Genomic DNA, 22,621 nt, shown 5'->3' with positions numbered 1-22,621 from the left:
TTCCCGGGCGTGCCGTTTCTACCGCGAGCGGCGCCCGCCGAACACGGAGTGCAGCAGCGGAAGCGCCGAGACGCAGATCAGGGTGATGCCCAACGGCGCGATCGAGGGGACGAGCAGCGCGCCACCGATGAGCATCGCGGCGAAGAGCACTCCCGAGGCGATGCGGCGGGCGATGCCTTCGAGCCGATCGAGTCGGCGTTCCAGACGGGAGGTGTCGAACGACACATTGCCGTCGTCGATGCGCGTGATGATCTTGTCGATCCGGCCGGGCAGATTCCACGTGGTGGCCATCGTGCCCATCGCCTGGTTCGCGAAGGCCTGCACGATGTTCCCGCTCTCGTCGCGCAGCAGACGACCGGCATAGGGTTCGGCGGCATCCCAGACGTTGAAGGCGGGATCGAGCCCGCTGCACATGCCCGACGTCAGCGAGACGGCACGGATCAACAGCAGCATGTTCTCGGGCAGCTGCAGCGGAAGCGAGCGCACCATGTCGCCGAACTCCTCCGCGAAATCGCGGAACTCGCGCGGATCGACCTTGCTCAGCTCGGCGAAACCCATGCCGCCGAAGCGGGCGAACAGCGTGCTCAGAGCCCGTTCGAGTTCGGCGGTGTCGGCGGAGGGCAGCAGCACGCCGATCTCCTGAGCCGCGGCGACGAGGCCGCGACTGTCACGCCCGGCGACCGCGATCAGGAGTGTGCGCAGCCCGTCGCGGAGACTCGCCGGGATCTCGGCCATCATGCCGAAGTCGATGAACGTGAGGCGGAATCCCGGCCCCGGCTCTCCGTCGATCGACGGCGCCGGAGTGACGAAGATGTTGCCCGGGTGGGGATCGGCGTGCACGAAGCTGTGCGTGAACACCTGGTCGAACATGACCTCGGCGAACACCGCGGCGACCTGCGCCGGATCGATGCCGGCCGCGCGGAGGGCGTCGGTGTCGTTGATCTTGATGGCCGTGACATCCGACAGCGTGAGCACCCGACGGGTCGACCGCTCCCACACGATCTCCGGGGTATCGACGCGAGGGTCGTCGGCGAAGTTCTCGCGGAAGCGTTCGGCACTCGCCGCCTCGTGCAGGTAGTCGATCTCCTCGAGGCTGGTCTCGGCGAACTCCTCGACGAGCGCGGGGGCGTCCACCCGGTCGGCGACGATGCGCACGCGGGTCAACCAGCGAGCGACGCGCCGCAGCGCCGCGAGGTCGACGGCGACGATCTCGTCGATACCCGGCCGCTGCACCTTGACCACGACCGCTCCGAGACCGGTGTCGGCGGCGTCGAGGGCCGAGAGCCTGGCGCGGTGCACCTGCCCGAGCGAGGCGGCGGCGAGCGGCGTGTCATCGAACCAGGCATACGCGCGCTCGAGAGGGATGCCCAGTTCGGCTTCGGCGAGAGCGCGGATCGCCGGCGTGGGCACGGGTGGGACCTCGTCCTGCAGCCCTTCGAGTTCCTTCGTGATCTCGGGCGGCAGCACATCGAGGCGCGACGACATGAACTGGCCGACCTTGATCATGAGCCCGCCGAGCTCGACCGCGAGCACATGGAAGCGCCGTGCGAAGGTCTGCATCCGCTGGCCACGGGTGCGCTCCGCGATCCTGCTCATCCCGAAACGCGGGAGGACGAGCTCGAACCACCAGATCTTGAGGAATTCCCGGCCCGCGAACGCCAGGATGCGACGGTACCTGGCGCGGTGAACGCCCTGTGCCGCAGCATCCGTCATCGCGTGGCTCCTTCGCAGGTCCCCGCTCGATGCCGCACTGCGCGGTCAGTCCTGCGCGAGGATCGAGTACAGCCTACGGCGGGCCTCGTCGAGGACCTCGATCGTCTGCTGCACCTGCTCGGGCGAACCGCTCCGGCCGACCTGGGCTGCGGCGGCGGCGAGGTCGACGCCCGCCTTCGGCAGAGCGTTGAAACGGGCGCTGTCGCGGTGCCCGTCCTTGCCGGACGACGACTCCCACGGAGCAGGGGTCTCGGAGTTCTCCTCGGACACGGCACGGCCGGCCTCGGTGAGGGAGTATGTCTTGCGACCGTTCTGCTCTTCGGCCTCGATGAGTCCTTCATCGGCGAGCAGCTGCAACGTGGGGTACACGGAACCGGCGCTCGGCTTCCAGGTGCCGCCGCTGCGCTCGGCGATCTCGTTGATGATCTGGTAACCGTGCATCGGCTTCTCGCCGAGCAGGGAGAGCACCGCCGCGCGGACATCGCCGCGGGCCATGCGCGAGCCGCCGGAGGGGCGGGACTCGAACGACTTGCGGAGCTGGTCCATGGCTTCGAAGATCGCGGATGCCGGGCCGCCGGGGCCCGTGCCGAAGCCGGATCCGCCGAAGAGTCCGCCGGGTCCGCCGTTGCTCCCGGGGCCGCTGTTGCCGCCGAACGGGTTGGAGGGGAATGCGTTGTTCATGATGACCTCCTGCTGTGGTGAACGATACTCAACGATATATCGTTCACCCTGAGGGTGGGGTGGGAGTTTCCGATGCGTCGACCCCGTGGATGACAGCCCATGTCTTCGTCTTCGCATCGATGAGAACGGGCAGCTCGGCGTTCGGCGCTGCACGCCCGGCGGCGATGCATCGGCGGTCGCCGCACGCGTGCACCAGGTATTCGCGGCCCTGCTCGGGCTCCGGAAGACGCAGCTGCAGCTGGTACCGCACAGCTTCGTCGGTCGTCTCGAACGCCCCGACGACCGGCAGCTCGACACGGACCCCCGACTCCTTCAGTGTGACGGTCTCGTCCGCGTTCGCACTCGCGTTGATCCAGAGCCCGATGCCCAGCAGCACCATGAGCAGGCACCCGAAGCCGAGGAGGGCCAGCTCCCACCACCACGCAGACAGTGAGGGGAAGCTCAGAGCGAAGCCGATCACTCCCGACGCGACCAGCAGGCCGGCCGTGATGCGCTGACCCCAGGCGCCGCGACGGCTCGTGAGATCCACCTGAGTCCAGTCCAGAGACGCCGCGTCGCGCATGGCACCCACTGTAGGGGCCGGGCCCCCGTCAGCGCGACGGCCGGTCAGCGCGAGGGGAGGGTGAGGATCTCCGCGCCGTGCTCGGTGATCGCGATCGTGTGCTCGCTGTGGGCCGTGCGGCATCCGGTCGCACTGCGCAGAGTCCACCCGTCCGCATCCGTGCGGAGTTCGTCGGTGTCGGCCATGACCCAGGGCTCGAGGGCGAGCAGGAGCCCCGGGCGGAGCGTGTAGCCGCGGCCCGGACGCCCATCGTTCGCGACGTGCGGATCCTGATGCATGGTGGAGCCGATGCCGTGACCTCCGAACTCGAGGTTGATCGGGTAGCCCTCGGCACTCAGGACCGAGCCGATGGCGTACGAGAGATCGCCGATGCGCGCCCCCGGGCGTGCGGCGGCGATGGCTGCGGCGAGCGCGCGCTCGGTCGTCGCGATCATCGCGAGGTCTTCGACTGCGGAGCTATCGCCGACCACGAAGCTGACGGCGGCATCGGCGGAGACTCCACGGAGCGTGAGGGTCAGGTCGAGCGTGAGCAGGTCGCCGTCGGCGAGTCGATAGTCGTGAGGCATGCCGTGCAGAACGGCGTCGTTCACAGCCGTGCAGACGTAGTGCCCGAAGGGGCCCCGCCCGAACGACGGCGCGTAGTCGACGTAGCAGGATTCGGCGCCGGCCTCCTCGATCATCTCGCGGGTCCATCGGTCGAGGTCGAGCAGATTCACGCCGACCTCGGCGCGGGTCTTCAGCGCCTGCAAGATGTCGCCGACGAGCGCACCGGCGGCCCTGGCGCGGACGAGCTCCTCGGCGTTCAGGATCTCGATCATGGGTGTTCCTCCGTGTCGTTCGATGCGGCTTCGCGGATCCAATAACTATCCCGGTAATACTATCCCGGTATTAGAATGGGCGTCATGATGGTCCGCATGCCTCTGAGCCCGGCCGACGTCGAACGCGGCGAGCGTCTGGGAGCGTTGCTGCGCCGCGCACGCGGTGAACGATCGATGCTGGCGGTCGCGCTGGATGCCGGCATCTCCCCCGAGACGCTGCGGAAGATCGAGTCCGGCCGCGTGGCCACGCCGGCCTTCTCGACCATCGCGGCAGTGGCCGATGTACTGTGCCTCTCGTTGGATGCGGTGTGGGCCGAGGTCGGCTCGCGCTCCGCAGACTCGGGCGCGCAGAGAATCGCCTCCTGAGCTCCGGATGAGCACGGGCTTTCGTCCCCTCCTCTGCTCCAATTCTCCGTCGCGGCCGCCCGTCGTTCGATCCCCCTTCCTCGTGTCGCGTGAACCGCGCACACGCCCGGCCGTCGCGCAAGCCCGGTGACGCACACAGGAAGTCGTGTTTAGCTCGGGGGATTGTCGACTTGGGGGAGTGAGACGTTTGTCACAGAGTGATCGGCCGGAGAAGAGCAAGGCATCCGCGGACAACATCCGCGTGAGCGTGATCGTCCCGGTGTACCGGCCCGGGCCCTCGTTCGACGACCTCATCGCGTCGCTCGATCGACAGACCCTCGGCACAGCCTCGCTCGAGGTGCTCCTGTGCGACGACGGCTCGGGCGAGCCCACTGGTGCACGTCTGGCAGCCATCGCCCGCGACCGCCCCCATGTGCGGGTGCTGTCGCTGGAGCACTCCGGCTGGCCCGGCATGCCTCGCAACCACGGCGTCGACGCTGCTCGCGGAACGTATGTGCAGTTCGTCGACCAGGACGACTACCTGTTCGACGGTGCGCTCGAGAAGCTGTGCGATTATGCCGACCAGCACTCGTCCGATGTGATCGTGGGCAAGGAGGTGGGCATCGGGCGTCGTCTGCCGAGCCGGATCTTCAGCCACGACGTCCCCGACGCGGTCCTCGGAACCGACCCGCTCCTGGAGATGCTCACCCCGCACAAGATGTTCCGCACCTCCTTCCTCCGGGCGAACGGCATCCGCTTCCCCGAAGGAAAGGTGCGCCTCGAGGATCACCTGTTCGTGATGCAGGCGTACTTCGCCGCGTCGACGATCTCGATCCTCGCGAGCGAACCCTGCTATGCCTGGGTCAAAGAACCGGGCAGCGCGAGCTCTTCTCGCATCGACCCGGAATCGTACTTCCCCCATCTCGAGACGGTGCTCGATCTCGTCGAGGCGCACACCGAACCCGGAAAGCTCCGCGATCGGCTTCTGCGGCACTGGTTCCGCGGCAAGATCCTGAAGCGGCTCTCCGGTCGACAGATGGCCCGCTATCCGGACGACTACCGCGACCGCCTGCTCGACGTCGTCACTCCCCTGGTGCAGAAGAAGTTCGGGCCGGGCGTCGATGCCGGTCTCGGCCTGCCGCATCGGATCCGCGCGAGCCTGCTCCGGGCCGATCGACGCGAAGACCTGTTGGCGCTTGCGCAGTTCGAGGCCGGGATCACCTGTCACGCGGCGGTGACCGAGGCACGCTGGTCTCGTGGAGGCGGCCTGCACCTGACGCTGCGTGTGACCCTCACGAGCGAAGGGCATGATGCCTTCGTCTTCGAAACCACGGTCGTCGAAGTTCCTGTGGCGGAATCCCCCGACCCGGACCCCCGGGCATCCGTCTCCCAGAACTCCGTCCCCCGGAACTCCGTCTCCAAGAAGAAGAAGAAGGTGACGCGCCTGACCTCGCTTCCCGTCTCGACGATCGACGGCCTTCCGGAGACGCTTCTCGTCGCCGACCGCGAGCTTCGCAATGATCGGGTCGACCTCTTCCTCACCGACGGTGAGACCGGTGCCGAGCGCCGCATCGGAGGCCGCCACCCTCGCAACCTCGACGCCGCCCGCGTATCGATCGACCCTGTGAGGGTCTTCGGCCCGGACGACGAATCGCGTGGAGGCGCTCTGACCGTGAAGGTCCGGCGCGCGGGATGGACCTTCGAGACGCCACTCGTCGCCGCCCCGGCGGTGCTCGCCCGCGCGGGAAAGTCGCCCCTGCTTGCCGGCCGAAGCTGCACGCTCACGGCCAGGGATGACGGCACGGTCGAGCTTCGCCGCGAATGGCCGGGCGGTCGCGTCAAGGACTTCGCCGGACGCGCTGTCCGTCGGGTCCGAGCACTCGCGCAGCGCCGCTGACACCACCCCACTCCGGCGCTCTCCTTCACCATCCCCGCATCGGCGCGCCTGCCCGCCACCAGCCCTGCCCGCCACCAGCGGAGTCACCGCAGAGCCGCTCGTGCGACGACGCGCATCGCTGGAGTGATCGAGCCGAACGCTCCCGGCGATGAGAGTGCGCACAGGATCTCGATCACCCGCCCCGCCGCGTCTCGGTGATCGAAACGGCGGTCCGCACCGTCCTCCTGACGCGATCGCAGCGACCATTCGAAGCCCCATGCTCCGCCTCGTCGCCCCTCCGCTACGGCCGCCTCACCGCGTTCGATGAACTCGGGAAGCTCATCGAACGTGGCGACCGAGCCATCGGCGACGGCCAGCAGCGCCAGGGTCACCGTGCGCGGCTGCCCGCTGGGGAACATCGCCTCTCTTCCGATCGCGCGTACGGCCTCGACGATCCGCGCGAATGCACCCAGCCCGCCCTTCGCCAGTGCCTGCCCGCGGTGAGTGACCATGACGCGCCCGCGAAACCGGCGGACCGCCTTCGTGCGACGTGCGAGCAGCACCAGGGACTCCGCGGGGTCGGGCCGGCCGGGAGGCGCCGCGTCCGGCCAGCCGAGGGCCTCGACGGCGCGGGCTGCGACCGTGCGGGGCAGCCATCCGTCCGCCGCATCCTGCTCGACCCCGTCGGCACCGATCTGCGCCATCAGCGCCCGCACCCCCTCCGTCGCGGTCTCCACCGTCACCGAACCAGCCGTCACCGAATCACCCGTCACCGAATCGGGCGGTGCGGCGTCGATCAGCCCTGTGTCTTCGAGGTGCGCGAGAAGAGCCAGTCGACGCACCGGACTCAACGACTCGCACAGCGACGCCAGCGGTGAGGGGTCGCGCAGGGCGTCGCCGACCACTCCCCCCATCGACGGGTCGAGGCGCGGCTGCACGAGTCCGAAGCGCTGTGCGAGCTCGAACTCCACATGCTCCGCCCGGAACGGCGGTCGTCGCGTCTGCCAGTCCCCCGGAACCCGCTCATCCTCGTCAGCAGGGCCCGCATCGACGACGGTGACCCGCGGATCGCCCATACGGGTCTCGAACGGACCGGTGATCGTCACGTCGACCGACTCGGCGACGCCGGGGATCGACACCTGCTGCGTGCGACATCGCCAGGGCAGGAGATCGATGAGGGGTGGCGGGTCGGCTTCCTCCTCGCTCTCCGGGACGTCGGGTTCGCGCCCGAGACTGAGGCGGTACGCCTCCACGACCCAGTAGGAGGGGGCGTCGCGTGGCACGCGGATGACTCGGGTGAGTTCAGGACGATCGGCGACAGACAACCCGACGTGAAGTGCCCACGTCACGTGCACATGCTCAGAGAGGTTCATCCGCGCAACGCTAGAGCGCCACCGACTGCACTCCCCGCCCCGGAAGCACGAGGTGTCGACAACTCGTCGAACACGGAGGCTGTGCAGGAGAGCCGCAACGACGAGCAGCCGCGCGGCCGCACGCGATCTACCGTTCGGCGAGCAGTTCGACGAGACGCGCCGCCTCGCCCTCCGGCATCCGGTACCCATGCTCCGTTGCCGGGTAGATGCCAGCGCGCACCTCGGCCGTATACGCCTCGACACCCGTGATCGCGGCGGCGCGCAGATCGGCGTAGCGCTTCACGAACTTGGCGGCCCCGCCGTCGTAGAGACCGAGCAGGTCGTGGAAGACGAGTACCTGCCCATCGGCATCCGCACCGGCGCCGATGCCGATCACCGGGATGTCGAGCCGCGGCACGAGGGCGGCGGTCACCTCGGAGGGCACCGCCTCGACCACGAGCATCGAGCACCCGGCCGCCTGCAGCGCGAGGGCGTCGTCGATCACGGTCAGCGCGGTCTCGGCGGTGCGCCCCTGAGCACGGTATCCACCGAGCGCGGTGGCGGTCTGCGGCGTGAGCCCGACATGTCCGACGACCGGGATCCCCGCCTGCACGAGCGCACGCGCCCGGTCGACGGTCGTGCCGCCACGTTCGATCTTGACGAGGTCGCAGCCGGCCTCTTTGACGAAGCGCTGCGCGGTCGCGATGGCGATCTCGTCGGAGGCCTCGTACGATCCGAACGGCAGATCGCCGACGAGCAGCGGAGAAGTGAGTCCGCGCCGCACAGCCGCGGTCAGCATGAGCATCTCGTCGACCGTGACCGGCACCGTGCTGTCGTAGCCGAGCACGGTCATCGCCGCGGAGTCGCCCACGAGCACGATATCGACGCCGGCGGCCTCGACGATCTGCGCACTCGGGTGGTCGTAGGCGGTGACCATGACGATGGGTTCACGAGCCGACCTCTTCGCGGCGAGGGTCGCGAGGGTGACGCGGGGGCGGGGATCGGCGTGAGCACTCATGCGCGAGTCTCCGTCTCGGTGGGATTCGTGTCGATGGATTCCGCGGCATCGGCGACGCGCAGGACGTGGTTGTCGATCAGACGGGCGGCGCCCACGTGCGCGGCGACCGCGAGAAGGGCGTCACGGTCGACACGAGCGAGGGGGCGGAGCGTCTCGGCGTCTCGGAGTTCGAGGTACTCGGGGTCGATCTCCGCCTCGCCGAGCACGTCGCGCGCGGCGGAGAGGATGCTGCCCGCGTCGCGGTCACCCGCCTCGAGTATCGCGAGCCCGGCGTCGAGGGCGCGGTTCAGCGCCACCGCCTGTGCACGAGCGGCGGAGTCGAGGTAGACGTTCCGCGAGCTCATGGCGAGTCCGTCCGCCTCCCGCACGATGGGGCACGCCACGATCCGCACATCGAGATCGAGGTCGCGCGCGACGCGACGCACGACGAGCACCTGCTGCGCATCCTTCTGCCCGAAATAGGCGGTGTCGGGACGGACGATGCCGAACAGCTTCGTGACGACCGTGGCGACGCCGTCGAAGTGGTGCGCCCCACGGCTCGCGCCGTCGAGAACGTCGGTGAGACCTGCGACGTGGATGTTCGTCGCGAACCCGTCGGGATAGATCTCGGACGCGTCCGGAGCGAAGAGGATGTCGACCCCCTCGGCTTCGGCGAGCGCGGCATCGCGAGCCTCATCGCGCGGATACGCACCGAGGTCTTCGGTGGCGCTGAACTGGGTCGGGTTGACGAAGAGCGAGACGACGACGAGGTCAGATCCTTCGCGCGCGGTGCGCATGAGGGAGAGATGACCGTCGTGGAAGGCGCCCATGGTGGGAACGAGGCCGACCGTCTTGCTCTCGGATCTGGCGTCGCGGATCGCGGCCCGGACCTCGGGGATCGTGCGGAGGATTCTCATGCGTGCGACTCCTCGGTTTTCGTGATGGGGGTGCTGGCAGCAGGGCGCGCGGCGATCGCACGCGTGGCTGCAGCGAGCGCGTCGAACAGATCGGAGAGGTCGAGCTCTTCGGCGGCAGCGCGTTGGCGCGCGACCGTCGCCTCGTCGCCGCGGGCGATGGGCCCGGTCAGGACAGGTGCGGCGCCGTTCGTCGCCCAGTTCTCGACCGTCCGGCGGACCAGCGGGGCCAGGAGCGCCCGCGCTTCGTCGTGGGGGATGCCTGCCGCCGAGGCCAGGCCTTCCGCGGCGTCGAGCACGGTGAGGACGAAGTTCGAGGCGAAGGACGCGGCCGCGTGATAGCTCGCGCGCTGCGCGTCGTCGACCGCGAACGGACGCGCACCGAGGGCGACGGCGAGCTGTTCCCCGATGCGACGCGCTTCTGGTGTGCGGCCGGCGATCGCGGCACCGATGCCACGGAACACCTCGGGGCCCTCCGCGCCGGTGAAGGTCTGCAGCGGATGGAGGCTGAAGTCCACATCCGTGAGCGCAGTCGCGCCGGAGACGTGTCCGAGGAAGCGCGTGTGGGACCGGGCCACGGCCGCAGCCTCGGCAATGACCGCATCAGGGACGCACAGGAGCACGATATCCGCATCCGGGATCCGTTCGTCGCGTCCGATCGGGCCGAGCACCTCGATCTCCGCCGCCCGTAGAGCCCGCACGAGTACGCGTCCGAGACGGCCGGCGCCGACGATGGCGATGGTCGTCCCTGGTGCGAGAGAGGCGGATGCGTGCATGTCGATTCCCCGGCCGGATCACGCGGTTCGGGTGCCAGAAGTATCCGCCTCGCGCAGCATCCAATCCAAATCGGGGAGCAGAACGACAACACTTTCACGGAGGAAGGTTGTTCATCTGCGCGATAAATTCGCTCGAAGATTGGCTTTTCGCCCTCCGTGGGATCGACGGCGCCAGAGGCGCAGGAAGAGCGATCGCTACTTCCGGCTCCTTCGCCTCATGACGATGGAGATGGCACTGAGCACCGCGAGAAAGATCAGCGTGAACCACATGATTTCCACGGTTCCACCATACGCACGCCTCTCAATCGCGCGGCACCGAGTCGAGCAACCCGGGAAGAGCGCGTCGAGGTCGTCACGCCGCAGCGTCAGCATCCGGCCGATCCCTGCCGTTCTATCTCGTCGCGGCTGCCGTGACGGGCATGGGATTCGGCACGGCGTTCTCGGGAGTCGTGGCGTCGCTGGCACCGCGGATCCCGGCGACGCAGCGCGCCGACACGTTCGCCGTGATCTACCTGCTGGCCGCCTCGCGTTCGGAGTGCCGGCGGTCATCGCCGGCTCGCTGGTCGGAGTCGTCGGCCTCGAAACGGTGTGCGTGGGGTACGGGATCGTCGTGATCGCACTGGCCGGGATCGCCTTCGCGCTGCGTATGCGCCGCGCGGCATAGAAGCTCGGGCGCCGCTCAGCGCACGACGAGCTCGGGGGTGATCAGTGCGTGCGCCGACCCCGCCTGCAGGGTGCGCGGGGCGACGATCTCGCCCGTCGGCCCCATCAGGAGTTCGAGGACCGCCGTCGCCACATCCTCCGGACGCTGCTCGACGCTCGAGAAGCCCAGCGCCTCGGCGGTCGGCGTGTTGTCGAAGCCGATCACCGGCAGCGAGAGCCCCGCGGCGGCGACCGCCAGCAGCGCGCCCACGGCGAGCGAGTCGCTGGCGCACACCAGGGCATCCGGTGCCGGCCCCGCGGCGAGCGCCGCATCGACGACGGCGCGGGCGAACGGAACCCCCTCCTCCGCCGTCAACCGCGCGCCCTGGACTCCTGCCGCGGCCATCGCCTCGCGCCAGCCGCGCTCCCGGTCGTCACCCGTGCCCGATCCCGTCGGCCATCCGAGGAACGCGACGCTGCTGCCGTGGGTCAGCGCGTGCTCGGTCGCGGCGCGCGTTCCCGCGGCGCCGTCGACATCGACCCAGAGGTGGCGCGGGTCGGCGATGTCGTCCTCCCCCCACGGCCGACCGAACGAGATGAAGGGCAGCCCGTCCTGATCGAGGCTGCGCACGCGCGGATCGTCGCGCGAGGTGCCGGTGATGATCGCAGCGTCGATCTCCGACCCCTCCCAGAGCTCCGACAGTCTCTGGATCTCTTCTTCCCGGGTGCGTGCGGCATAGACGAGCATCCGCATCCCCCGCTCGCTCGCGCGCTCGGTGATCGCGTGCACGAAGCGGTCGAGGACGACGCCGGAGATCCCGCCGAGGTACGGATCGAGGCGGATGCCGATCGTCGAGCTGCGCCGCAACCGCAGCTGTCGCGCGGCCGCGTGACGTCGGTAGCCGAGCTCGTGGATCGCCGCGATGACACGCTCTCTGGTCGCCGGGCGGACGATGTCGGGAGTGTTGAGCACGTTCGAGACCGTCTGCCGGGAGACGCCCGCGCGCTCGGCGACGTCTTCGACGGTCGGCGCCTTCGCCATCGCACCTCCTCGTTCACGCCCGGGTTGACACTTCCCGCGACTCCCGCTTAGCCTATTCCACGCAGAGTTTGATCGTTCAAATTTCTGCGACGAACCCGCACGGTCCTCCCGAGGCCGTCGCCCGCAGTGACTCATCAAAGGAGAGAGACCATGACACGGCACACCACTCGCGCAGTCCTCGGCACCGGGGCGGTGCTGCTCACGAGCGCGCTCGTGCTCACCGGCTGCGGCTCCGGTTTCGCCGGAGACGACACCAAGGCCGACGGCGAGGGGCTCACCTCCTCCGACGACGCGCTCACGGTGCTGATCGGCTCGTCCGGTGACGCCGAGACATCCGCTGTGCAGTCCGCCGTCGACGCCTGGTCGGCCGAATCCGGCATCAAGGCGAAGGTGCAGACCGCGACCAACCTCGACCAGGAGCTGTCGCAGGGCTTCGCCGCCGGCGACCCGGCCGACCTGTTCTACCTCTCCGCCGACCAGGCCTCGGGCTACGCGGCCAACGGATCGCTCAAGGCCTACGGCGACGAACTCGCCAACAAGGACGACTTCTACCCGTCGCTCGTCGAGAACTTCACGGTCGACGGCACGTTCTACTGCGCGCCCAAGGACTTCTCCACCCTGTCGCTCATCATCAACACGCAGATGTGGACCGACGCCGGGCTCACCGACGCCGACCTCCCCAAGACCTGGGACGACCTCGCCGCGGTGGCGCAGAAGCTCACGACCGCGGATCACGTCGGTCTCGCCTTCGGCGCCGAGTACCAGCGCGTGGGCGTCTTCATGGCACAGGCGGGCGGCGGTCTCGTCGACGACGGCACGGTCATCGCCGACGATGCCGCCAACGTCGAGGCCCTGGACTACGTGAAGTCGCACCTCGTCGACGGCACGTTCGCGTACGCCAAGGATGTCGGGGCCGGATGGGGCGGCGAAGCGCTCGGCAAGCAGTCCGCCGCCATGGTGATCGAGGGCAACTGGATCACCGGAGCGCTCTCGAACGACTACAGCAGCCTGCAGTACACGGTCGCCGAGCTTCCCGAGGGCGCCGCCGGCAAGGGCACACTGCAGTTCACGAACTGCTGGGGCATGGCTGCCGACAGCCCGAACCAGCAGGCCGCCCTCGACCTGGTCGAGTACCTGACGAGCGCCGACAGCCAGCTCGCCTTCTCGAAGGCATTCGGCCCGATGCCGTCCATCAAGTCCGCCGCCGCGGACTGGACCTCGGCGAACCCCGAGCTGGAGCCGTTCCTCGCAGGCGCGGAGTACGCGCAGTTCCCGCCGAACCAGGCCGGGACCGCCGACGTCATCGCCGACTTCAACTCGCAGCTCGAGTCGCTGAAGACGTCCGACCCGAAGACGATCCTCGACTCCGTCCAGTCGAACCTCGAAGCGGTCGTCAAGTAGCCATGGCGATCAAGGCAGCGCCTCGCCGCGGCAGGGCCTCCGGGCTCCGCCGCGGCGAGGCGGCAGCCGGATGGCTGTTCACGGCGCCGGTGATCGTGATCCTCGGCGTCTTCCTCCTCATCCCCGTCCTCATGGCGCTCTGGGTGAGCGTCTCGGACTGGGGCGGTCGCGGCAGCCCCCTCTCCGGCTCGGTCTCGTTCGTCGGCGCCGACAACTTCGCTGCCGTCCTCACCGACGGCGGTCTCGCGACCAAGGATTTCGGCACGTCGCTGCGCAACAACGCCTGGTACGTGCTGCTCGTCGTCCCGCTGCAGACCGCGCTCGCACTGTTCCTTGCGATCCTCGTGAACCGCGCCATGCTCCGTGGCCGGGGATTCTTCCGCACCGCCTATTACTTCCCCTCCGTGACCAGCACCGTCGCGATCACCGTGCTGTGGATGTTCCTGTTCACCTCGAGCGGAGCCGTCAACGATGTGCTCTCCTGGTTCGGCATCAACGGCCCCAACTGGTTCAACGATCCACGCGGCATCCTGCATCTGGCGCTCGGCACGGTCGGCGTCGATGCCGGCCCCGCGGCCCTCACCCAGGGCGGCACGCTCGGAGTGTCGTGGTGGGAATGGCTCGCCGGCCCCTCTGTCGCGATGAGCGCGTACATCCTGATGGCGATCTTCACGACCTCCGGAACGTTCATGCTCATCTTCCTCGCCGGTCTTCAGAACCTCGGCGCCGACGTTGACGAGGCCGCCATGATGGACGGCGCGAACGGCTGGCAGCGGTTCTGGCGCATCACGTTGCCCCAGCTGCGCCCGACCCTGTTCACCGTGCTCACCCTCGGCCTCATCGGCTGCTGGCAGGTGTTCGACCAGATCTACACGGGCACCAGGGGAGCACCGAGCAAGACCACGCTCACCCCGGCCTACCTCTCGTACCAGACCGCGTTCCAGAACCAGGAGTGGGGGCAGGGAGCGGCTATCGCGTTCATCCTGTTCGTCATCATCGTGATCTTCACGCTCCTGCAGCGATGGGTGCTGCGTGATCGGCCGGTCTCGAAGCGTCGCATCCGCGCGTACGCGTCCTCGTCATCGTCCTCGTCGAAGGGAGCCTCGTCATGAGGCGGCTCTCGTCGAAGCAGCTGACCTGGCAGATCGCGCTCTACGCGCTGCTGATCATCCTCGCGGTCATCTACATCTATCCCTTCCTGATCCAGGTCGCGACGAGCTTCAAGACCGATGAGGATGCCGCGTCCAGTGGGATCACGCTCATCCCCGACGTGTGGACGTTCGCCGCGTACGAGCGCCTGTTCCGCAACTCCGACTTCCCCTCGTGGTTCGTGAACAGCGCGATCGTGACGATCTTCGTCACGGCCGGGCGCGTGTTCTTCAACTCGCTCGCCGGGTACGCACTGGCTCGACTCCGCTTCCGCGGGCGGGGTGTCGTCTTCGCCGCCCTGGTCGCCGTGATGTCGGTGCCGACCGTCGTGCTGCTGATCCCCAAGTTCCTCGTGATCAACCAGCTCGGCATCTTCAACTCGTATGCCGGGATGATCCTGCCGCTGCTCGTCGACGCGGCAGGGGTGTTCATCATGAAGAACTTCTTCGAGTCGATCCCCGAGTCGGTCGAGGAGCAGGCCCGCATCGACGGTGCCGGCACGTTCCGGCTGTTCTGGTCGGTGGTGCTGCCGATGGCGACGCCGGCGCTCGTGACGATTGTGATCCTGTCGTTCCAGGGCTCCTGGAACGAGCTCAGCCACTTCATCGTGTCCACCAACGACCCCGCCCTGACGACCCTGACCAAGGGCGTCGCATCCCTGGCCAGCGGCGGACTCAGCCAGGGCACCCAGTACCCGCTCAAGCTGGCGGCCGCACTCATCATGACGATCCCCGTCGCCGTGATGTTCTTCGTCTTCCAGCGCCGCATCATGAACTCCACAGAAGGAGCCGTCAAGGAATGACCCCCACCCCGCCCCTCCAGCCGCTGCTGGACGACGCCGTGATCATGCTCGAGGCACCGACCCAGGCATGGTCCGACGATGTCGGCCGCATGGGCACCGCTCCGATCCACGGCATCTACCACGGCGACGTGCGACACATCCGGAGCATCGAGACCACGGTCGACGGCACCGCGCTCGAATCCATCGGATGCACGTCGCCGGTGCCGCAGCAGGCGCTCCTGACGGATCTGCTCCGCGGGCTCGACGACGAATCGGCCGATCCGAAGGTGCGGATGGATCGCGACCGGCGGGTCGCCGCCGGTGCCTTCTCCGAGCGGATCACGGTCGCGTCGCACCTCGGCACCCCGGTTCCGATGACCCTCACCGTGCGCATGGTCCCGGGCTTCGCGCCGATGCAGCAGGTCAAGGCCGGGCTCGCCGCCGATGCGGCCTGGACCTGGGACGGATCCGTCTGCCGCGCGGGAGAGGCGTCGTTCGCGCTCACCGCCCCCGAGGCCACGGTGGCCGAGGACGGAGACGCCCTGGTGCTGCGGTGGGATGTGGTGGTCCCACCGCGAGGCTCTGCCGCCGTGGTCTGGACGGTTGACCTCGACGACCCCTCCCTCGTCGTCACCGCCGCGCTGCCGTCGCGCGCGCCGCAGCCGACCGTTCCCGCCGACTCGCGCGCGGCGCGCTGGATGAAGCAGGCGGCCGCGGATCTCTCCGCGCTCCGCCTCGCCCTGCCCGCGCACCCGGAGGACGCGTTCTACGCCGCCGGAGCGCCCTGGTTCTTCACGCTGTTCGGACGGGACTCGCTCTGGGCCGCACGGCTCGCGCTCGCGATCGACCCCGACATGGCGGCCTCCACCCTGCGCGTGCTGGCGCGCCTGCAGGGCACCGCGCACGATGCGTCGACGGCCGAGGCTCCGGGCAAGATCGCGCACGAGCTGCGGAGCGGCGCCCTCTCGCTGCCCAACGAGGGCGTGCATCTGCCGCCGCTGTACTACGGCACCGTCGACGCGACTCCGCTCTGGGTCTGCCTGCTCGCCGACGCCCATGCCGAGGGGATGTCCGAGCGCGAGGTGCGGGCATTGCTCCCGGCTCTTCGGGCGGCGCTCACCTGGATGACGGTGCACGGCGACGCGTCGGGCAGCGGCTTCATCGACTATGCGGACGAGTCGGGCCACGGCCTCGCGAACCAGGGGTGGAAGGACTCTGGCGACTCGATCCAGTGGCGCGACGGGCGCCTGGCCGAGGGCCCCATCGCGCTGAGCGAGGTGCAGGGCTACGCCTACGAAGCCGCCATCCGTGGTGCCGACCTGCTCGACACGTTCGGTGAACCCGGCGCGGCCGAGCTCCGTACGTGGGCCGCAGATCTTCGCTCACGCTTCCGCGCCGCCTACTGGGTGACCACGCCCGAGGGCCGCTACCCGGCCATCGCCCTCGACGCGCACGGCGCCCCTGTCGACACCCTCACGAGCAACATCGGACACCTGATCGGCACCGGCATCCTCGACCCGGAGGAGGAACAGGCCTGTGCGGCGCTGCTGACCGCACCGAGCATGTCGAGCGGCTACGGCATCCGCACGATGTCGACCGAAGCCGCCGGCTACTGGCCGCTGAGCTATCACGGCGGCAGCGTCTGGGCACATGACACCGCGATCGCCGTGCACGGCATGATGCGCGCCGGGCTCGACACCGACGCGCGGATGGTCGCCGAGCAGCTGCTCGACCTCGCGGAGGGCTTCGAGTACCGCGTTCCCGAGCTGCACGCGGGCGATGCCCTCGTTCCCGGTGGCGCGCCCCTTCCCTATCCCGCGGCCTGCCGCCCGCAGGCATGGTCGGCCGCAGCCGCGGTCGTCGTCGCGCAGGCTCTGGGCTAAAGCGGGTCGATCGGCTGAGCGGGGCGATCGGCTGAGCGGTCGGCGGTTGGGCGGTCGGTGGTTGGGCGGTCGGCGGGGGTTCGGTCTCAGCCGATCGTCCGGCCGTCCTTCCAGACGGTGCGCACGAGCGGCACTCCCGGACGGTAGGCGAGGTGGATGCGCGTCGGTGCGTCCAGCAGCACGAGGTCGGCCCTGGCACCGGGCGCGATCACGCCGATGTCGTCCCGACGCAGCGCCTTCGCGCCGCCGGCGGTCGCCGCCCACACGGCTTCGGCCGGGGTCATCCCCATGTCGCGCACGGCGACCGCGATGCAGAACGGCATCGATGAGGTGAAGCTCGAGCCCGGGTTCGTGTCGCACGCCAGCGCCACGGTCACTCCCGCGTCGATCAGACGGCGCGCGTCCGGATACGGCTGCCGCGTCGAGAACTCGACTCCCGGCAGCAGCGTGAGCACGGTGTCGGATCCGGCGAGGGCGTCGATGTCGGCATCCGTCAGGTACGTGCCGTGGTCGATGGATGCCGCGCCGAGCTCGACGGCCAGCCGCACGCCCTCGCCCGGGCCGAGCTGGCTCGCGTGCACGCGGGGCGCGAGTCCGCGCGCGATGCCGGCCTCCAGCACGCGCCGCGACTGCTCCACCGTGAACGCACCGGTCTCGCAGAAGACGTCGATCCACTTCGCGTACGCAGCGCAGGCGTCGAGCATGGGACCCGTGACCAGATCGACGTACTCGTCGGCGCGGTCGGCGTACTCCGCCGGGACGACGTGCGCCCCGAGGAATGTCACCTCGGGCGTCACCTCGGCGGCCAGGCGCACCAGGCGCTCCTCGTCGGCGACGCTCAGCCCGTAGCCGCTCTTGATCTCGACCGTCGTGGTGCCCTGTGCGAGCATCTCGTCGAGGAAGCCCCGCAGACGTGCGCGCAGCTCGTCATCGCTCGCGGCGCGGGTGGCGGCGACGGTGGAGCGGATGCCGCCGGCGGCGTACTTCTGCCCCGCCATGCGCGCCTCGAACTCGGAGGCACGATCGCCCCCGAAGACGAGGTGGCTGTGGCTGTCGACGAATCCGGGGGTCATCGCACGCTCCCCGGCGTCCACGACCTCGTCGGCGGTCGGCGCCTCCGCGGCGGCGCCGACCCACGCGATCCGCTCGCCCTCGATCAGCACCGCGGCATCGGTGAGGGTCCCGGTGGGGTCGTCACCCGTAGCGACGTTCGTGGTCAGTTCCGCGATGTTCGTGATGAGCGTTGCCATGTCCTGAGCCTCTCAGAGCATCGGCACCTTGAGGCCGCGCTCGCGGGCGACCTCGCGGGCGTGCTCATAGCCGGCGTCGACGTGACGCATCACGCCGGTGCCGGGGTCGTTCGTCAGCACGCGCTCCAGCTTCTCGGCCGCGAGTTGCGTGCCGTCGGCGACGGTGACCTGACCGGCGTGGATGGAACGGCCGATGCCGACACCGCCACCGTGGTGCAGCGACACCCAGGACGCGCCGGATGCCGTGTTGAGCAGGGCGTTCAGCAGCGGCCAGTCGGCGATCGCGTCGGAGCCGTCCTTCATCGCCTCGGTCTCGCGGTACGGCGATGCCACCGAGCCGGAGTCGAGGTGGTCGCGACCGATCACGATCGGAGCTGACAGCTCGCCCGACGCGACCATCTCGTTGAACTTGAGTCCGGCGAGGTGGCGCTCCTTGTAGCCGAGCCAGCAGATGCGGGCGGGCAGCCCCTCGAAGTGCACCTTCTCGCCGGCCTTCTCGAGCCAGCGATGCAGGGCGGCGTCTTCGGGGAAGAGCTCGGCGATCGCGCGGTCGGTCTTGTAGATGTCTTCCGGGTCGCCGGAGAGCGCTGCCCAGCGGAACGGTCCGCGTCCTTCCTCGAACTGCGGGCGGATGTACGCCGGCACGAATCCGGGGAACTCGAACGCACGGGCGAAACCGCCCAGCTGCGCTTCGGCACGGATCGAGTTGCCGTAGTCGAACACCGCGGCCCCCGCATCCTGGAACGCCACCATCGCCTCGACGTGAGCGGCCATCGACGCACGCGAGCGGCGGGTGAACTCCTCGGGGTCGCGCTCGGCTTCCGCCTTCCAGTCCGCCACGGCGATGCCGAGCGGGAGGTAGGCGAGCGGGTCGTGGGCGCTGGTCTGGTCGGTCACGATGTCGATCGGCACACCGCGACGCCGCAGCTCGGGGAACACCTCGGCCGCGTTGCCGACCACGCCGACCGAGAGGGCCTCCGCTGCATCCTTGGCGGCGAGCACTCGGGCGACGGCCGCATCGAGGTCGGTCGTGTACTCGTCGAGGTAGCCGTGCTCCACGCGACGGACGAGACGCGACTCGTCGACGTCGACGATCAGCACCACCCCGTCGTTCATGGTCACCGCCAGCGGCTGGGCACCGCCCATCCCGCCGGCTCCGCCCGTGAGGGTGAGCGTGCCACGGAGCGAGTCACGGCCGAGCGAGCGGGCGACGGCGGCGAACGTCTCGTAGGTGCCCTGCAGGATGCCCTGCGTGCCGATGTAGATCCAGGATCCGGCGGTCATCTGCCCGTACATGATGAGGCCGAGCTCTTCGAGCTTGCGGAACTCCGGCCAGGTCGCCCAGTCGCCGACCAGGTTCGAGTTGGCGATGAGTACACGCGGTGCCCACTCGTGCGTGCGGAAGACGCCGACCGGCTTGCCCGACTGCACCAGCAAGGTCTCGTCGGGCTCGAGCTCGTCGAGGGTGCGCACGATCACGTCGTAGGCGTCCCAGCTGCGGGCGGCCTTGCCGGTGCCGCCGTATACCACCAGGTCTTCGGGGTGCTCGGCCACCTCGGGGTCGAGGTTGTTCATCAGCATGCGCTTGGCGGCTTCCGCGCCCCAGCTCTTCGCGGTCCGCTGGTTGCCCCTGGCGGCCCGGACGACGCGGGGTCCGGAGACCGGAGCGGCGGATGCGGTGGTGTCGGATGCGGTGGTGTCGGATGCGGTGGACTCAGCCATGAGTGTGCTCCTTTGCGATGCGGGCGACGTCGCCCGACTGGACGAGGGCGGTGACGGCTTCCATCTCCGGCGAGAGGAAGCGGTCGGGTCCGGGGCCGTCGGCCACGGTGCGGACCAGGTCGCGCACGGCTCCGGTCGCGGGTCCGGCCTGCAGCTGGGCGCGCAGGTCGAGGGCGCGGGCGCCGGTGAGGATCTCGATCGCGAGCACGCGGCCGAGGCCGTCGATCGCCCGGCGCAGTTTGCGGGCGGCCGCCCATCCCATGGAGACGTGATCCTCCTGCATCGCGGAAGAGGGGATCGAGTCGACGGATGCCGGCACCGCGAGGCGCTTGAGCTCGGAGACGATTCCGGCGGCCGCGTACTGCGCGATCATGAGGCCGGAGTCGACACCGACCTCGTCTGCGAGGAAGGGCGGAAGCCCGTGGCTGCGGGCCGGATCCAGCGCGCGATCCGTGCGACGCTCGGAGACCGAGGCGACGTCGGCGACCGAGATCGCGAGGAAGTCGAGGACCGCCGCGACCGGAGCGCCGTGGAAGTTGCCGTTCGACTCGATGCGTCCGTCGAGGGTGATGACGGGGTTGTCGATGACACTGGCGAGCTCGCGTCCGGCGATCAGTGTCGCATGGGCGAGGGTGTCGCGCGCGGCACCATGCACCTGGGGCGAGCAGCGCAGTGAGTAGGCATCCTGCACGCGGCCGTCGTCCGGCCCCTTGTGGCTCGCGACCATCGGGGAGTCGCCGAGGAACCCGCGCAGGTTGGCGGCGGATTCGGCCTGACCCGTCTGCGCACGAAGCGCCATCAGGTCGGCCGCGAACACCGCGTCGGTGCCGAGCTGCGACTCGACCGACATTGCCGCGGCGAGGTCGGCGGTGAGCAGGAGCGTCTCGAGGTCGTGGAGTGCGAGCACCAGCATGCCGAGCATGCCGTCGGTGCCGTTGATGAGCGCGAGCCCCTCCTTCTCGACGAGGGTGAGCGGCTCGATGCCGGCGGCGGCGAGGGCCTCGGTGGCGGGGAGCAGTGCGCCGGATGCATCGCGGACCTCGCCCTCCCCCATCGCAGCCAGGGCGATGTGGGCGAGAGGTGCGAGGTCGCCAGAGCAGCCGAGCGAGCCGTACTCGCGGACGACAGGCGTGATGCCCTCGTTGAGCAGCGCGGCGTAGGTCTCGACGACGACCGGACGCACGCCGGTGCGGCCGGAGGCGAGGGTCTGCAGCCGCAGGAGCTGGAGTCCGCGCACGACCTCGCGCTCGACCTCGGCCCCGGTGCCCGCGGCGTGCGAGCGGATCAGGCTGGCCTGGAGCTGCATGCGACGGTCGGGGGCGATGAAGGTGGTCGCGAGAGCGCCGAACCCGGTGGAGACGCCGTAGTGCGGGTTCGGGTCCGCCGCGAGGCCGTCGATCACGCGACGGGTGTCGGCGACGCGCGCGAGCGCATCCGCGTCGAGCTGCACTGGTGCGTTGCGACGGACGACGGCGACGACATCGGCGGGAGACAGCGGGGCCGCTCCGACCAGCACGGGGGCGAGTTCAGTCATGGTTCGATTCCACACCCGACGTGTGGCCGGGGACACCCGTTCGTGCGATGCTGTGTCTGTGATCCCAGACAACGCGAAGAGCACTCAGGTGCCGGAGGTGGAGGTGCCGGCGGTGGAGGTGCCGGCGGTGGAAGCACTGGCCGCGCAGCAGCCGACCGCGCAGGTGCCTGCGGCGGAGAACACGCTCCGCATCCTGAGCTATCTCGCCGGACGGCCCGCACCCGTGGCGGCGTCGGCGATCGCGCGCGAGCTCGAACTGCCCCGGTCCACGGTCTATCACCTGCTCACCACCCTGGCCGCTCACGGATTCGTGCTGCACCTGCGCGAGGAGAGACGCTGGGGGCTCGGCACCTCGGCTTTCGAGCTCGCCGGCGGCTACACGCGCCAACAGCCTTTGGCGCGAAGGGGCCGGCCTCTGGTGGCTGCGCTCTCGGACCGGTTGGGGGAGAGCGCGCACCTGGCGGTGATGAGCGGTGGGGATGTGCTGTACATCGTCGAGGAACGCGCACCTCGGAGGCCGGCGTTGGTGACGGATGTGGGAGTGCGGCTTCCCGCGCACCTCACGGCTTCGGGCCGCGCGATGCTGGCGGCGCTCCCCCGCGAGCAGGTGCGGGCGCTCTATCCGGACGTCTCGGCGTTCCCCGATCGCACGGGACTCGGACCTCGCACGCCGCGCGAACTGCGCGAACTGCTCCGCGATGTGCGGACGAGGGGATATGCGACGGAGAACAGTGAGATCGCGGACGGGCTGCGCAGTGTGGGCGCCGCAGTTCTCGATGCTGCCGGCTGGCCGGTTGCCGCGGTGGCGGTGACGTGGGGCCGTGCGGATCTAGATGAGGACCTGCTCGCTGCCGCTGTGCAGGAGTGCGCGGCCATGCTCGAGGCACGCTTGAAGCGCTGAACTGCGTTGCGACGGTCGTGTTAACGCAGAAGAGCCACCCCACGAGGGATGGCTCTTCGTGCTCTCCTCGAGCACAACGCAAGAAAGCCACCCAGCATTGGGTGGCTTTCTTGTCTAAAAGGAGTCCGGCGGTGTCCTACTCTCCCACAGGGTCCCCCCTGCAGTACCATCGGCGCTGTGAGGCTTAGCTTCCGGGTTCGGAATGTAACCGGGCGTTTCCCTCACGCTATGGCCGCCGAAACACTATTGATGTTTCAATCAAACACATAACAAAGTCATTGT

The 22,621-nt window shown here is 69.4% G+C and carries 20 protein-coding genes and 1 rRNA gene; 8 read left to right on the top strand and 13 right to left on the bottom strand.

Features of this window, described 5'->3' with window-relative positions; all coding sequences use genetic code 11:
* Positions 1-18: 18 nt before the first annotated feature.
* The 4 genes from ABDC25_RS01555 to map are packed head-to-tail and all read right to left on the bottom strand — an operon-like array spanning position 19 to position 3,774.
* Positions 19-1,713: an AarF/UbiB family protein gene (locus ABDC25_RS01555; protein WP_347124482.1), complete on the bottom strand. Its 1,695-nt coding sequence runs from the start codon at positions 1,711-1,713 to the stop codon at positions 19-21.
* 45 nt (positions 1,714-1,758) lie between these two features.
* A complete protein-coding gene (locus ABDC25_RS01550; RefSeq protein WP_021198429.1) occupies positions 1,759-2,394 on the bottom strand; it encodes a PadR family transcriptional regulator in 636 nt (211 codons plus the stop codon).
* A 43-nt stretch (positions 2,395-2,437) separates the two neighbouring features.
* On the bottom strand, positions 2,438-2,956 hold the full coding sequence (locus tag ABDC25_RS01545; protein WP_347124479.1) for a hypothetical protein: 519 nt from the start codon (positions 2,954-2,956) through the stop codon (positions 2,438-2,440).
* Between the two features lie 44 nt (positions 2,957-3,000).
* Positions 3,001-3,774: a type I methionyl aminopeptidase gene (gene map, locus ABDC25_RS01540; RefSeq protein WP_347124477.1), complete on the bottom strand. Its 774-nt coding sequence runs from the start codon at positions 3,772-3,774 to the stop codon at positions 3,001-3,003.
* An 87-nt stretch (positions 3,775-3,861) separates the two neighbouring features.
* Here map and ABDC25_RS01535 point away from each other — a divergent pair, with 87 nt between their 5' ends.
* Both ABDC25_RS01535 and ABDC25_RS01530 read left to right on the top strand, forming a co-directional pair.
* The gene (locus ABDC25_RS01535; protein ID WP_029260145.1) at positions 3,862-4,140 is read left to right on the top strand and encodes a helix-turn-helix transcriptional regulator; all 279 of its coding nucleotides are present in this window, start codon (positions 3,862-3,864) and stop codon (positions 4,138-4,140) included.
* Between the two features lie 187 nt (positions 4,141-4,327).
* On the top strand, positions 4,328-6,016 hold the full coding sequence (locus ABDC25_RS01530; RefSeq protein ID WP_347124475.1) for a glycosyltransferase family A protein: 1,689 nt from the start codon (positions 4,328-4,330) through the stop codon (positions 6,014-6,016).
* An 83-nt stretch (positions 6,017-6,099) separates the two neighbouring features.
* Here the strand turns inward: ABDC25_RS01530 and ABDC25_RS01525 are convergent, their stop codons facing one another.
* The 4 genes from ABDC25_RS01525 to ABDC25_RS01510 form a co-directional block, all read right to left on the bottom strand.
* Entirely contained in the window at positions 6,100-7,368 is a 1,269-nt protein-coding gene (locus tag ABDC25_RS01525) for a hypothetical protein (protein WP_347124473.1), read from the bottom strand.
* Between the two features lie 127 nt (positions 7,369-7,495).
* On the bottom strand, positions 7,496-8,365 hold the full coding sequence (gene panB / locus ABDC25_RS01520; RefSeq protein ID WP_021198435.1) for a 3-methyl-2-oxobutanoate hydroxymethyltransferase: 870 nt from the start codon (positions 8,363-8,365) through the stop codon (positions 7,496-7,498).
* Complete coding sequence (panC, locus tag ABDC25_RS01515; protein WP_347124471.1) at positions 8,362-9,261, bottom strand: pantoate--beta-alanine ligase; 900 nt, start codon at positions 9,259-9,261, stop codon at positions 8,362-8,364. The genes panB and panC overlap by 4 nt, the downstream gene beginning before the upstream one ends.
* Positions 9,258-10,034, bottom strand: coding sequence for a Rossmann-like and DUF2520 domain-containing protein (locus ABDC25_RS01510; protein WP_021198437.1), 777 nt, complete (start codon positions 10,032-10,034; stop codon positions 9,258-9,260). The genes panC and ABDC25_RS01510 overlap by 4 nt, the downstream gene beginning before the upstream one ends.
* Positions 10,035-10,569: 535 nt before the next feature.
* Here ABDC25_RS01510 and ABDC25_RS01505 point away from each other — a divergent pair.
* Positions 10,570-10,698: a hypothetical protein gene (locus ABDC25_RS01505; protein WP_021198439.1), complete on the top strand. Its 129-nt coding sequence runs from the start codon at positions 10,570-10,572 to the stop codon at positions 10,696-10,698.
* A gap of 15 nt (positions 10,699-10,713) precedes the next feature.
* On the opposite strand, the gene ABDC25_RS01500 is transcribed toward ABDC25_RS01505, so the two are convergent.
* Positions 10,714-11,718, bottom strand: a complete 1,005-nt coding sequence (locus ABDC25_RS01500; RefSeq protein ID WP_021198440.1) for a LacI family DNA-binding transcriptional regulator — start codon at positions 11,716-11,718, stop codon at positions 10,714-10,716.
* A gap of 150 nt (positions 11,719-11,868) precedes the next feature.
* On the opposite strand from ABDC25_RS01500, the gene ABDC25_RS01495 reads away from it, so the two are divergent.
* The 4 genes from ABDC25_RS01495 to ABDC25_RS01480 are packed head-to-tail and all read left to right on the top strand — an operon-like array spanning position 11,869 to position 16,932.
* On the top strand, positions 11,869-13,119 hold the full coding sequence (locus ABDC25_RS01495; protein WP_347124468.1) for an extracellular solute-binding protein: 1,251 nt from the start codon (positions 11,869-11,871) through the stop codon (positions 13,117-13,119).
* 2 nt (positions 13,120-13,121) lie between these two features.
* Positions 13,122-14,231, top strand: a complete 1,110-nt coding sequence (locus ABDC25_RS01490; RefSeq protein WP_347124466.1) for a sugar ABC transporter permease — start codon at positions 13,122-13,124, stop codon at positions 14,229-14,231.
* The gene (locus ABDC25_RS01485; RefSeq protein WP_021198443.1) at positions 14,228-15,070 is read left to right on the top strand and encodes a carbohydrate ABC transporter permease; all 843 of its coding nucleotides are present in this window, start codon (positions 14,228-14,230) and stop codon (positions 15,068-15,070) included. The genes ABDC25_RS01490 and ABDC25_RS01485 overlap by 4 nt, the downstream gene beginning before the upstream one ends.
* On the top strand, positions 15,067-16,932 hold the full coding sequence (locus tag ABDC25_RS01480) for a glycogen debranching N-terminal domain-containing protein (RefSeq protein ID WP_347124464.1): 1,866 nt from the start codon (positions 15,067-15,069) through the stop codon (positions 16,930-16,932). Before ABDC25_RS01485 ends, ABDC25_RS01480 begins: the two co-directional genes overlap by 4 nt.
* Positions 16,933-17,018: 86 nt before the next feature.
* On the opposite strand, the gene hutI is transcribed toward ABDC25_RS01480, so the two are convergent.
* Genes hutI through hutH form a run of 3 tightly spaced genes read right to left on the bottom strand, consistent with a single transcriptional unit; the run spans position 17,019 to position 21,438 of the window.
* Positions 17,019-18,182, bottom strand: a complete 1,164-nt coding sequence (hutI, locus tag ABDC25_RS01475; protein WP_347124462.1) for an imidazolonepropionase — start codon at positions 18,180-18,182, stop codon at positions 17,019-17,021.
* Positions 18,183-18,194: 12 nt separating this feature from the next.
* Entirely contained in the window at positions 18,195-19,904 is a 1,710-nt protein-coding gene (gene hutU, locus ABDC25_RS01470; protein WP_347124460.1) for a urocanate hydratase, read from the bottom strand.
* Positions 19,897-21,438: a histidine ammonia-lyase gene (gene hutH, locus ABDC25_RS01465; RefSeq protein ID WP_347124458.1), complete on the bottom strand. Its 1,542-nt coding sequence runs from the start codon at positions 21,436-21,438 to the stop codon at positions 19,897-19,899. The genes hutU and hutH overlap by 8 nt, the downstream gene beginning before the upstream one ends.
* Before the next feature lie 163 nt (positions 21,439-21,601).
* Here hutH and ABDC25_RS01460 point away from each other — a divergent pair, with 163 nt between their 5' ends.
* The gene (locus ABDC25_RS01460; RefSeq protein ID WP_292777204.1) at positions 21,602-22,339 is read left to right on the top strand and encodes an IclR family transcriptional regulator; all 738 of its coding nucleotides are present in this window, start codon (positions 21,602-21,604) and stop codon (positions 22,337-22,339) included.
* Positions 22,340-22,462: 123 nt separating this feature from the next.
* Here ABDC25_RS01460 and rrf read toward each other — a convergent pair.
* Positions 22,463-22,579, bottom strand: a 5S ribosomal RNA gene (rrf, locus tag ABDC25_RS01455).
* Positions 22,580-22,621: the final 42 nt, after the last annotated feature.

It is taken from the genome of Microbacterium sp. SY138, assembly GCF_039729145.1.
Taxonomy (GTDB): Bacteria; Actinomycetota; Actinomycetes; order Actinomycetales; family Microbacteriaceae; genus Microbacterium; species Microbacterium maritypicum_A.
Note: the sequence above shows the minus strand (reverse complement) of the source record. Positions and strands in the feature narration are given on the sequence as shown.